Raw genomic sequence first — 12,642 nt, 5'->3', positions numbered from 1 at the left:
CGATATTAAGAAGAAGCAGGCTCACGACTATGCGCACACCGTTGAAGGTCTTGATCGGAAAACTCGATGCCACTACTCGCGCGGCGGCCGAGAAAGCCGCCAGTGAGTGTCTGGCGCGCGGACACTTCGAGGTGGATCTCGAACATTTGTTTATCGCATTGCTCGACGATCCGCGCTCCGATGTCAGCGTCATCATGAAAGCATGCGGCGTCGCGCCGGACGCGCTGCGAGCCGACTTCGAGCGTAGCCTTGAGGAACTGCGCACCGGCAATACACGCACGCCGGTTTTCTCCGAGCAGTTGCCCAGGCTGTTCGAACAAGGCTGGCTGATTGCCTCGCTTGATGGTCATAGCGCGCGCATCCGGTCCGGCCACTTGCTGTTGGCGTTACTGACCGCCACGGATCTGCTTCAGATCGCGCAGCGTATGTCGCCGCGTTTCGGCAAGGTGCGATTGGAGGATTTGAAGCATCGCTTCGATGACATCACGGCTGGCTCGTCGGAAGTGCCTGTCAATGCGGCAGAGCAAGAGACGGAAGGTGAGGCCGGCCCGGTGGCGAGCGCATCGCCTGGCGCACCCGGGGCGGCAAAGTCGAAGACACCGGCGTTGGATACCTATACCAACGACCTTACCGCGCAAGCGCGGGCCGGTAAGATCGATCCGGTGATTGGTCGCGATGCCGAGATCCGGCAGGTCATCGACATCTTGATGCGGCGGCGGCAGAACAATCCGATTCTGACTGGCGAAGCGGGCGTGGGGAAAACCGCGGTGGTCGAGGGACTGGCATTGCGTATCGTGAGCGAGGACGTGCCGCAACCACTGAAGGGCGTAGCGCTACGCGTGCTGGATATGGGGCTGCTGCAGGCCGGTGCCAGCGTGAAGGGCGAGTTTGAAAATCGTTTGAAGCAGGTTATCGACGAAATCAAGAAGAGCCTGCAACCGATCATCTTGTTCATCGACGAGGCGCATACGATCATCGGGGCCGGCGGTCAGGCGGGGCAGAACGATGCCGCCAACTTGCTGAAGCCGGCGCTTGCGCGAGGGGAGCTACGCACGGTGGCGGCCACCACCTGGAGCGAGTACAAGAAGTATTTCGAGAAAGATGCGGCGCTGGCGCGGCGTTTTCAGGTGGTGAAGGTCGAGGAGCCGGACGAAACCCTGGCCGCGGCAATGCTGCGCGGCATGGCGCCATTGATGGAAAAGCATTTCAACGTTCGCGTGCTGGATGAAGCCATCGTCGAAGCGGTGCGCCTGTCGCATCGCTATATCACGTCGCGACAGTTGCCGGACAAGGCGGTGAGCGTGCTGGATACCGCGTGCGCCAAAGTCGCACTCGCGCAGAACGCGACGCCGGCACCCATCGAGGACACGCGCAAACGTATCGAGCGAACCGACACCGCGATTGCCGTGCTGGAACGTGAGCAGCGCGACGAACCGGTGAATGTCGAGCGGGACGGACGGCTGACGACGTTGCGCGCGCAACGCGATGAGGATGCTGCGGCATTGGACGTCCTGGACGCACAATATGCGCAGGAGAAGGCACTCGTTGCCCGCGTCGCCGCCTTGCGCCAGGCGCTGGCCGAGGCGCAGGAGCCGGCGGCATTGCAAGCGGAGCTGGCGAGGGTGATCACAGAGCTTGAACAGGCGCAGCAACATCAGCCGATGCTGCCGTTGCAGGTGGATGCGCATGTGGTGGCCGGTATCGTTGCGGCCTGGACGGGCATTCCGTTGGGCCGCATGGTGCGCGATGAGATTGATACGATCTTGCAACTGCAGGACCTGCTGGGCGCTCGCGTGATCGGACAGGACCACGCGCTTGGTGCGGTGGCTCAGCGCGTGAAAACGGCCAGTGCGAGTCTGGAAGACCCGAACAAGCCACGGGGCGTCTTCCTTTTCGTCGGACCGTCGGGCGTGGGCAAGACGGAGACCGCGCTGGCGTTGGCCGACATCCTCTATGGCGGCGAGCGCAAGATGATTACGATCAATATGAGTGAGTATCAGGAGGCGCATAGCGTGTCCGGCCTGAAGGGATCGCCGCCCGGTTATGTCGGTTATGGTGAGGGAGGCGTACTGACCGAGGCTGTGCGACGCAATCCGTATTCAGTCGTGCTGCTCGATGAAATCGAGAAAGCGCATCCGGACGTGCTGGAAATGTTCTTCCAGGTTTTCGACAAAGGTTTCATGGACGATGCGGAAGGACGTGAAATCGACTTCCGCAATACGATCATCATCCTGACATCGAACGTGGGCTCATCGACGGTGATGCAACAGTGCCTGAACCAGCCGCCGGAAGCGCTACCTGATCCGGACGAATTGGCCGAGGCTTTACGCGGTGCGCTCCACAAGGCGTTCAAACCGGCTTTCCTGGGGCGAATGAAGGTGATTCCGTATTATCCGATTTCGGATACGGTGCTTGGCGAGATCATCGAATTGAAGCTGGCCCGCATCCAGGCGCGTGTGCAAGCGAACCACCATGCGGTGTTCGAATGGGACGAAGCGCTCGTCGACGCGGTGTTGGCGCGGTGTACGGAAGTGGACTCGGGTGCGCGGAACGTCGATCACATCTTGAACGGCACCCTGTTGCCTGAGATCGCGCAGCAGGTGCTGGAGCGCGTCGCGGATGGCACGCCGATCCGCCGGATCGCCGTGAGCGCGGGCGAAGGCGATGTCTTTGCCTACACCGTCGAGTAAGCCGAACGAAGAGAACGCGTTGAGTGAGCCGAACCAAGTGGAAATGATACCGCTCGAAGCCGTCCAGGCCTTGCTGCAACCCATTGCCGAGGGCATGCCCGCAGGAGAGGACCTGCTGTTTTCCAACGATTTCGACGTGATACAGGAGGCGCGCCGTTTCGAAGACCCGTCACTGGATCAGGGTGAATGGGTGACCGATGTCAAGGAGGCCAACTGGGATCTCGTCATCGCGCGTGGCACCGCCTTGCTGTCCACGCAGACGAAGGACCTGCGTCTCGCGGTCTGGCTGACGGAGGCATGGGGCATCAAGGAAGGTCTACCGGGCCTGACGAAAGGATATGCGCTGCTCAACGGCCTTTGCACGGAATTCTGGGACACGTTTTATCCGTTGCCGGAGGACGGGGATCAGGATTACCGGCTGGGCAATGTCGGCTGGCTGTCTGGCCGGACCGCTGAGTTGCTGCGGGGCGTACCGTTGACGCAGGGTGGTGGCGGATATGGCGCATTGGATTGGGAGGTGGCGGCCAATCTGATCCAGGCAGTGAAGCGGGACCCGGACAACGCCGACGACATCCTGCGCGGCAAGATTACGATCGACATATTCGACGCCGCGCGCCGGACGACGAAGCCGTCGTTCTACACGCAAGTGTTACGTGAGCTGGCGGCGTTCGAGCAGGCGTTCAAGGCGCTGGAGGCGACGCTGGATGCAAAGGCGGGCGACGATGCACCCAGTTTCCGGCAGGTAAAAGAGGCGTATGACACGGTGCGCCGTCTGGCCGAGCGTTTCGCGAAGGATGCGGGCATTGACCCCCGCTGGTGCCTTGGAAGGCGCGACAGCGGCGGCCGGTACGGCGCATCAGCCACCACAAACGGGCATGCCGCCACCAACGGGCGGCGCTTATGAACGGATCGAGCCACAGTTCGACCAATCGGAGGCGGACATCATGGGGCAACTCAGTGTTGTGTCGGGCGGCAGCGCCGGGAACGGTATGTCGAATGGCGGTACGTCCAGCGGCATGGCCGGGCCGATCGCCACGCGTGCGCAGGCGATTACCCGTTTGCGCGAGGTGGCGGCGTTTTTCCGGCGCACGGAGCCGCATAGTCCGGCGGCGTATATGGCGGAAAAGGCCGCGATATGGGCCGACATGCCGTTGCATGAATGGCTCAATGCCGTGGTGAAGGACGGCGCGTCGTTGGAACAACTGAATGACTTGCTAGGGGTGAAGCGCATCGACGAGTGAAGGCACCGCGCGCATCGTTCGGCGGCCGGACATGCTAAACGCGCATTCCCTCCCGTTGTCTCAATGCGCTGCATCCGCATGCTGGCGTGGGTGGTAGAGAGGTGATCGCCGTATGCTTCAAGACCGTACGTCTTCACCCCAGAAGTCCCGGATGGCGGCAATTCCATGAGCGCCGGCGGCAAGCGCCTCGTCGAGCGACGCGATACGCATGCCGCCCAGCGCGTACACCGGAATGGACGTCAGCGCCGCGATTTCCCGGAAGCGGGGCCAGCCCAATGGTTCCGCATCGACATGTGTTTTTGTGGCCAAGACCGGTGAAATGGTTAGCAGGTCGGCGCCGAGCGTGTTCGCATGTATTACTTGATGCGTGTCATGGCACGCCGCTGAAACAAGAAAATCGGATGGCAGCGGTCTGCTCGCGCAATGCATCAAGCGCGCGCTCGTCAGATGTACCCCGTCGGCGTGCAGTGAACGCGCCAGCTCGGGCGGAGCATTCAATAGTAGACGAGCACCATGACGACGACAGCATATCCGCGCTTCCCGGGCGAGCCAGGCATATTGCGCTGGTGTCACCGTCTTCGCGCGTAATTGCACCAAGGTAATCCCACCGGCAAGCGCCGTTTCCAGATGATCGATGAAAGTCGACAGGGGCGCGTCAGGTGCGGGCTCCGGGGTAATAAGGTAACGCCGTGGCAATGGGGCGGACAATGTCATGGGATAAAATTGGCGCGATACCGTTACCTTACACACTTTCTATCGAGGAGGGCGCGCGCGGCGACCCTTCCGGCACGGCGCCTTACGTTCCCGCGCGGAACTCTATGCGACGATTCCGCGCGCGCCCCTCCGCGGTATCATTTGGCGCAATCGGTTGATCCGGGCCAACGCCGCTGCTGTCCATCTGCTGCGCGGGGATGCCCCGTCCCACCAGATACCCCTTCACGGCATCGGCTCGCGCTTGTGACAGCGCGATATTCGAGCGCCGATCACCGGTGTTGTCGGTATGGCCGATAATCGCCACACGCGTGCCCTGCATCGTCGACAGGGCAGTCGCCATCTGATCCAGGATCGCCTTGCCTTCCGGCGCCAGCACGGAACTACCGATCTCGAATTCGATCGTACGATTCGCCAGTGTCCGGTCTAGCAGGTTCTGCTGCTGTTGCGGCGCGGCCACCCGCAGTCCGTTGCGGATAGTGAACGTCGGATTCAACGCGACGGCCATTTCGCTGGCAACTTGCTGGCGCTGCGCTTCGTTGCCTACCTCTCCGCGGATATCGATCTGCGTGCCGTCGATCTTCAACTGCCCGCGATGCACGGTCTTCAGGTTCGGCGCCAATAACTTCTGTACATTGCCTGACCAGTTCGCAGGCGTGGATACATTGCCCACGGTGATCTGATCCTGTACGTTATCGGCGCCGTACAAGGCCTGTACGCGTGCCAGCACGGCCGCCTTTGTCGCGTCATCGGGAACGATACCACCCACCACGACCTGCCCTGGCCGCGTGGCGCCGCCGGGGCCCGATGCGGCACCATTCACCGTCGTCGTAACGGGTGCGGTCGATGTGACGGCTGCCGCACCGCGACCGTTGTTTCGGCTGATGGACCCGGCGCCGCCGTTGCCACCGTCGAGCACGGTGGCTTGCGCGTTGTCACCGCCGATCCGATTCACCACGACATTGCCACTGCTATCGTCGGCGAGTGCGGGTGTGCCAATGATCGTCGTGCCCAGTAGTATTCCGCTCGACATCGTCAGCGCCAATAACGTGTTACGCGTCTTTGGCGGTGTGTGTAAACGCTTCGAACCCATCCACTATTCCCCGGTAAAGACTTCGCGGAACGTATCCACGGCGACGCGCAACGACAGTTGCGGTTGGTCCAGATAACTGACGAGTTTGGTCAGTGACGAATCGGCTCGCGCCTGATCGTCCACCCATTCCGGATCGTCGATGTCGATGTTCTGCGTCATGTAGGCTTGCGGATCGAACACGCTGTGCAAGGTGCGTGCGGAGCCGCCATCCAGACCGATGATCAGACGGTCGCGGCCCTGAATCCTCGTCATGACGATGGCCACCTCGAAGTCCGCGCGGGACACGAACGGCGCGCATAATTCCAGCCACAGTACCGCCACCAGACTCCGATACAACGGGTCCGTCGGCAGTGGCAGGGACAAGCCCTTTTCCACGCGTGGCGTGGTATTGCCAATCAACGGCTTCAGCAGGATGCCAAGCGCCAGCAGCGTGCGGCGCGGATTGACCGCCGCGCCACCGGAAGCCGCTTTCAGCATGGTCGTCAGTCCTTCGAGCGTCTGGTGATCGAGGAAATCGTCGAACGTGCCATCGTGCGGACTGCCCGGTCCCGTCACGTCGACGGTGACCAAGGTATCGGCCAGGTTCTGCAGCGCACCCGCGGGATCTTGCGGGCCCAGCAACGGCATCATGTGGGCCTCGGCGCGTGCCCAGAGCCGGGCGAGGGCCAGCGGACTGCGCGTCTGGAAGTGCATCGGATGTTGCACTTCGAACGCCGCGGCGACGATAAATGGAAAACGTCGCTGCGATGCGTCGCCGCTGGCGGCCAGATGCCCCGCGACCGCGATCTTGCTATGTGAGCCCAGGAACGCGAAGTGCAGTGGCGCGATGGTGTCGTAGACCAGCTTCCAGCGTGGATCCTCGGCCATCATCTCCATGGTTCGCGACAGCCACTGGTCCAGCGTGTTCAGCAGTTGCGGGTTTCGCGCGCTGCGTACGAAATCGCCACGCGACGGCAACTTGCCGAAGTACTCCAGGTGTTGCTGGATCGCTTTGCTCATGGGTTACCTCCCGCGGATGCACCGTTGCCCGGCGCCGCCAGCGCCCCTGAACCGCTCGCTGTCGATACGACGCCGCTGCCAGGGTTTGCCGGTGCGCCGATCCGTGCGCCTGGCACCGGCATCGTCACGATACTGGCCGGGAGCGTCAGGCCGAGCAAGCTCTGACCTCCCGCGCCTGATTTACCCCCGGCGCTGTCGCCGCTTTGCGCACTGCTGATGATGCGCATCCGGGCGGTCACCGTCACATTGCCCTGAGTCCATGCCAGATCGAACGTGCCGTCGGCTTTTCGTTTCGGATGACCGGCATCCAGCAGTTTCTCGAGCCCATAGTTGCCCGGTTGGTTAAACAGTTCGATGGTCCGGCCGTCATACGAGGTCGCCGTCAACTGCGCGCCCGGCTGACCATTCGGATTCGGCCAAACGAAGTTCGTCCATTGCGGCGGCGTATTCCGATAACGCAATACCTGACTGTCGATCGTGATGGCGTATTCGGTCGTGCCCGGGCTCGGCTCCGGCAGGATCTGGAATACCGTCTGGGGTTGCTGCGCGGCTGCACCGCCGGATGCCGCGCCACCGGCGAGCGGCGCCACCCAGCGACCGAACCCGGCGATGAAATCAGGCGCCAACTGCAGCCCCATGTCACCCCAGGTGCGCGGGCTCAAGACATCACCGCGCCGGACTACCAGCGGTCCCAACGTGCCGGAGACGAAGGTCGAGATCGTGCCGTTCGGACCGAACACCTGACCGATCTCGGCCGGGGCGGCTTCTACCTTGCCGTTCGCGTCGAACGGATATTTGGTGGCCAGGCTGGTCTGGAACGGCTGGTAGATCTGCGCCGCCCAGATCTTGTTGATCTCGCCACTGGTTGCACGCGTAATCACCGCATACCCTTCCTGCAGCGGGCGTACCAACAGCGGCCGCAGTGCATTGCGCTGGTCCTCGCCGAGCCCGTTCAGCATCTGCTCGTCGACGTACGTCAGGGCGTCCGAGAGTTCCGAACCATTGCCATCCAGGGTCTGCTGCATCAAGAGCTTCGCGCCCGGTCCGGGCTCCCCCTGGTTCTTCAACGTATTGAAGCGTGAACGCACCTTGCTCAGGCGATCCATATACGTGCGCAGCATCGAGCCTTCCTGCCGTTGCATCACGATACGGCCCAGGCCGGTGAATGCCGTGCCCACGGGACCGATCGGCATGGCCACCGGCTTGCCGTTGATGTCGATGTTCGCCGTATCCGGCACGTTGCTGCTGTTGAACAGGTTCTTGAACCAGTTGATGACGCCGGTCTTCGCTCGCGTGATGCCGGTGTTCAGCAGCGACGGGTTGTCCCACGACGTCTGTTCATATGCAGTCTCCAGCAGCTTGCGGATCGGGGAGTCCTGCGGATCACCAAGGCGGTCGAGTGCATTCGTCGCTTGCACGAAGGTGCCGAACTCCCGCACCGAGATGCCGTTCATGAATTGCTGCCATTGCCTTGCGTACTCGGCCTTGTACATGCCGACCAGCGCCTTCTGGATCTGTTCGGGACTGCCATCCAGCGTCAGGTCATTGCTGTCGGTGCTGTCCAATACCCAGTCCTTCGCCTGCAATTCCTTTGTCGCCGCGTCGCGGATGGCCGGTTGTACATAATCGAACCAGGCTTCGCGTGTGAACGTGCCGGGAATCGCATAGCTGCCCGCCACCAGCTTGCCATCGTCGGGCCCAAGGATACGGGCGACTGTCATTGGCGCATAACGGGTGGATGCACGCGCCTTGATCTCCTCATACACACGCTCGCGTGCCGGCATGCCGCTGACCACGCGTCGCAGATCGGCGCGCGTCTGGTCGACCAGCGCGAGGTTCTCCTCGATCATCGGCCAGTCGTCGTCATTGACCCGCGACAGGTAGAACGTGATCATGCGTTCCGCGCTGCGGATCATCTGGTCGCGTGGCATCGCCCCGCGATTGGTTTCCAGCCAGCCCCGCCAGAAACGGGCCAATTGATCCGTCAGATGCGCGATTTCCACATGACGCTTGTCGCCGAGCATCAGATACGTCTTGAGCGCGTTATAGGCATCCTGCACGTTCGTCGGCGATGCATCGGCATAGAGGCCGTTGCTCGGTGGCGCGCCATTGGGCGTGATCGCATTTCTGCGCGTGGCCTGCAGCGCCGAGGGCGCGTTGGCCTGCGCATTGACTTCGCCGGGTGCGTGATTCAATGGCGATAAATCGCTCGCATGCGCGTTGACATCGCTCAGGAAGGCCGCGAGGTTCGCGGAGACCGGTGACAGCAACAACTGCTTGATACCGTAGTAGTACTCGTCAAGGAGCCGTTGTTCCAGACGATCGCCTTGGTAAAGCCCGAATGACAGCGACAGCGGCCGATTCTGGCGGAACTGTTCCAACTGCTGGATACGGTCTTCGAGGATGTCCATGCCCTCGAGTCGAGATTGCAGGTCCGTATGTTCACTCTGCAGACGCGCGACCTTGTCGAGATCCGCTTGCACGTTGCGGGTCAGTTGCTGGTTATTGAGCGTCGACCAGGTCCAGACGCCCAGCATCAACGCCAGCGCCGTCACCAGGCTGAAGAACGTCAGGTAGCGTGCCCGTGTTTTCAACGGGCTGGCATATTGCCGTACGGTCTTGCGATCGGCAAACACCACTTTCGAGAAAAAATCGCGCAGGAAGAAGCCGTGCTTGCTCAGGGTCGTCGACGCGTTCGGCAACGGGTTGCCGCCTAGCGCGAAGCGCCGCGCGATTCGTTCCGACGCCGCGCTGTTGGCCACGCCTTCCTGCAATGCGCTACTGAAGTAGAACCCGCGGAACACGGGTTGGTACTGAAAGGGATTCGTTTCGAACAACGTTGCCAGGAAGGACCGCAGCGACGCCTTGATTGCCGAGAATTCCAACGGGAAGCTCAATTGGCCAGGTGCCAGCGTGCCGTTACGACTCAACGCGATCTGCGCGATGCTGATGTCCTTCAAGCCGTCGTGCAGTTCGTCGAAACGCTTGTCGAATTGCGCCACGGCGTCCACTTTCTCGCTCGGCTCGTACGGGAAGCTCGAGCCCCATACCCGCTCGAATTCAGTGCGGTCGCCACCGCCGAAGAATTCGGTGAAACCGGTGACCAGGTCCGCCTTCGTGAACATCACGTAGACGGGTGCGAAAACTTCCAGTTTTTCTGTCAGTTCCTGGACGCGTTGGCGCAGGTTCTTTGCCAATTCAATGGCGAACTCCGGTTTGCTGCCGGTCAGTTCGGCGATACTCGCGGTGACGATGATGCCGTTGATCGGCGCCCGTGGCCGGTACTTCTTCAACAGGCCGAGGAAACCGAGCCATTCGCTGCGATCTTCTTCATGCACGGCATAGCGGCCGGCGGTGTCCAGCAGGATGCCCTCGGTCGTGAAGAACCAGTCGCAGTTTCGCGTACCCCCTACGCCGTGAATCGCGGCACTGTTTTCACCGGCGAGCGGGAATTGCAGGCCGGAGTTCAGGATAGCCGAGCTTTTGCCTGCCGATGGATTGCCGATGACGATGTACCAGGGCAATTCGTACAGTGCGCGGCTACCGCTCATCTGCCCGATTTTTGACGTCTTGATCGTCCGGACCGCTTGCGCGAGACGGCTACGCAGACCGTCGAGTTCCGCCTGGCGTGCCGGATCGGCGCCGGGTGCCGGTTGCGCCGTTTCCACCTGCTGCTCCAGCGCTTTATTGAGCCGTGCACCCGAGCGGTGCGCCTTCAGATACTTGAAGAGCCGGATCAGCAGCCACAGGAGCAAGAGCATGCCGAAGACGGCGACCGCCCAGACAAGGCGTATGCGTAAGGCGGTCGCGCCCAGGAACAGGAAGCCGACCAGCGCCAGCGCACCAATGATCGACAACGTACGGGTATGGGTCAGTATGCGAAGCAAGCGTTGCATGAAAAGAGGCGATCCTGTTCTTGGATGTCTTACGGGCCAATAGAGGCGGAAGGTGTCGCACCATTCGCATCGGGGTACGGCACTTTCGGCGGATCAGGCGGCTAAGGGTTGCACATGCGTTTGTGAATCGGCTGGTATGTTGGGGTGGGTCGGCGTGCCGCTGGAAGCGGACTGTTCGGATGTGTCCGGGGGCGATGCAATGCGCCGGTCGGTGGGGGGGACACCAGCACGCGTCACGAGCATCGCCAGGGCTTGCCGCTCGGAAAGCGTCATTGCGAGCGCTGGATGACCATGCTCGGCGGTGTCGGCGGCGGCCAGCGCGACACTCAGCAATGCGCCGGCCGCACCGGTCTCGCCGCACGCGCCACGGATGGCGAAGCAGTCGCGCCGTGCCGCCAGATGCGCGACTGCCTGCGCCCAGAACTGGGACATCTTTATCGATTCGGGCCCAGTAGCGCCGACATCGGAAAACAGCGCGCCCATCGTCTCGGCGGACGTGGCCGATGCACGCAATGTCTCGTGCGTCAGCGCTTCCCAACTTGGTGGCGGGCGGTTGCCATCGTGATTGTCGTTGCCTTCGGTCTCGGCATCGCGCGTGGGAAGGACATCATGCTCGGCAAACCCGGGCGCGCTGATGATCACGTCGGGCTCGTCGAGATACGGGTGCGCAGTGCCTGATGGCCTGCTTGCTCCCGGCTCGCGCGACGGCATTTCCCCAGGCAAGCGATCCGGCCCGGCCGATGCCGCATGTACCTCCGGCATCGCGCCTAGAACGATCGCAACGGCCGCTTCGCCTGCCGTCGCCGTCTCGCTTCCGGGGGCATCGTATATCGACGAATGCGTCGCGGCGATGATGACCACGGCCGGCGGCATGGTGTGTCCGATGCCATGCGATGCGGCGTCGTGAACCGGAGGCGGTGTGCGGTGCAGCCGGTCGATCGCATCCGCGACGACGCGATAGGCATCGTCGCTGCTGGTAGCGGTGCTGGCGTGGATCTGCATCGCGACCGTCGAGGCAACACCATGCTGGGCGGCGACCTCTTCGTGCATCTGCTGGAGTGCCCGGATGGTCTGCTGCGTCAGCGCGGATGACCAATCCGCTGGCGCGATGGCGATAAGTTCGACTGCGAACGACCGGACCGGACGCACTGTATCGGAATGCGAGGTTGCCGCAAGACTATCGGCACATGCTTGATGCAGTTGCAGGAACGCGTCCCGGCAGACGTCGAGCAGCAAGGTGACCGCGCGCAGCGTACCGTCCGCCAGGGAGGGCGGCAGGCCGCCAAGGGAAGCGCCACCGGCTTCCAGGCGCAGGCGCGTATCGGCCAGCGCCGTCGACGGCAGATCCGATATACGAGCGACACGGCGCGGATACCCGGCCTGGTTTAGCAGCGTGGGATCGAGCGGCGCCGTTTTGCCCTGCTTCAACTGGGCCTTGATCAGTCCTGCCTTGGTCCCGAGCGGGCTACGCATGATGGCATGGCGGAACGCCGCGGATGGCGCCGGTCGTGGCGTGACCTTGTTGCCGGAGGTCTCGGGTTGGGGTGCCGTATCGATGCTGCCTCCCTGCGGCGCCGCGCCGGGTGTTTGCAACGTGTGCTTGATGCTGCCGATCATGCGGCCCAGGAGCGTGTAGGCAATGACGATGACCGACGGCATGAGCACGAGGTAGTCGGTGATGTCGCGCGTCGATGGCACGCGATTGCCATGCTTCCACCACGCGATCACGGCCATCCAGACCAGCGCGAAAACCGCGAAGATCGACAGCAACGTTTTGAGGATCTGTTTGATGGGGAGCGTCTGCATGGCGCTTAACCCCGCAGGCGCGCGACGCGGCTGATGACACGGCACGACACGCCGACGGCGAAGCGCCGTGTCGTGCCTTGATGCGTTCTCCATCCCCGCCTGCGAACGGCGCCGCGTGCGCCGCTACGGTCTGGCCGGTCCCCGAGGGCGATGCGTGGCCGTATCATGCTTTGTTATTCTCTACAGTCGTCTACAAAATGGCAACA

Annotated in this window: 6 protein-coding genes and 1 pseudogene; 2 read left to right on the top strand and 5 right to left on the bottom strand. The window is 62.5% G+C overall.

Translation table 11 applies throughout. From position 1 onward, the window contains the following. The first annotated feature begins 29 nt into the window (after nt 1–29). Nucleotides 30–2,690, top strand: a complete 2,661-nt coding sequence (gene tssH, locus WM40_RS01790) for a type VI secretion system ATPase TssH (protein WP_024905555.1) — start codon at nt 30–32, stop codon at nt 2,688–2,690. A gap of 46 nt (nt 2,691–2,736) precedes the next feature. After that, nucleotides 2,737–3,931 (top strand): annotated as a pseudogene (tssA, locus tag WM40_RS27590) (type VI secretion system protein TssA). Between the two features lie 117 nt (nt 3,932–4,048). Here tssA and WM40_RS01775 read toward each other — a convergent pair. The 5 genes from WM40_RS01775 to WM40_RS01755 form a co-directional block, all read right to left on the bottom strand. Beyond that, nucleotides 4,049–4,645, bottom strand: a complete 597-nt coding sequence (locus WM40_RS01775) for a thiamine phosphate synthase (protein WP_024905553.1) — start codon at nt 4,643–4,645, stop codon at nt 4,049–4,051. Between the two features lie 82 nt (nt 4,646–4,727). Then, nucleotides 4,728–5,675 carry an OmpA family protein gene (locus WM40_RS01770; RefSeq protein ID WP_046152031.1) on the bottom strand — a complete coding sequence of 316 codons (948 nt, stop codon included), beginning with the start codon at nt 5,673–5,675 and terminating at the stop codon, nt 4,728–4,730. 63 nt (nt 5,676–5,738) lie between these two features. Further along, nucleotides 5,739–6,734: a type VI secretion system-associated protein TagF gene (tagF, locus tag WM40_RS01765; protein ID WP_024905551.1), complete on the bottom strand. Its 996-nt coding sequence runs from the start codon at nt 6,732–6,734 to the stop codon at nt 5,739–5,741. Further along, on the bottom strand, nt 6,731–10,630 hold the full coding sequence (gene tssM, locus WM40_RS01760; RefSeq protein ID WP_046151939.1) for a type VI secretion system membrane subunit TssM: 3,900 nt from the start codon (nt 10,628–10,630) through the stop codon (nt 6,731–6,733). Before tssM ends, tagF begins: the two co-directional genes overlap by 4 nt. 93 nt (nt 10,631–10,723) lie before the next feature. Further along, on the bottom strand, nt 10,724–12,436 hold the full coding sequence (locus WM40_RS01755) for a hypothetical protein (RefSeq protein WP_046151938.1): 1,713 nt from the start codon (nt 12,434–12,436) through the stop codon (nt 10,724–10,726). Nucleotides 12,437–12,642 lie beyond the last annotated feature (206 nt).

The organism is Robbsia andropogonis, from assembly GCF_000970345.1.
In the GTDB taxonomy this organism is placed as follows: Bacteria; Pseudomonadota; Gammaproteobacteria; order Burkholderiales; family Burkholderiaceae; genus Robbsia; species Robbsia andropogonis.
This window is presented reverse-complemented; position numbering and strand designations above follow the sequence as displayed.

Coding starts and splice junctions, on each gene's coding strand:
- tssH (WP_024905555.1), top strand. CDS start 30: ATGCGCACACCGTTGAAGGTCTTGATCGGAAAACTCGATGCCACTACT.
- WM40_RS01775 (WP_024905553.1), bottom strand. CDS start 4,645: ATGACATTGTCCGCCCCATTGCCACGGCGTTACCTTATTACCCCGGAG.
- WM40_RS01770 (WP_046152031.1), bottom strand. CDS start 5,675: ATGTCGAGCGGAATACTACTGGGCACGACGATCATTGGCACACCCGCA.
- tagF (WP_024905551.1), bottom strand. CDS start 6,734: ATGAGCAAAGCGATCCAGCAACACCTGGAGTACTTCGGCAAGTTGCCG.
- tssM (WP_046151939.1), bottom strand. CDS start 10,630: ATGCAACGCTTGCTTCGCATACTGACCCATACCCGTACGTTGTCGATC.
- WM40_RS01755 (WP_046151938.1), bottom strand. CDS start 12,436: ATGCAGACGCTCCCCATCAAACAGATCCTCAAAACGTTGCTGTCGATC.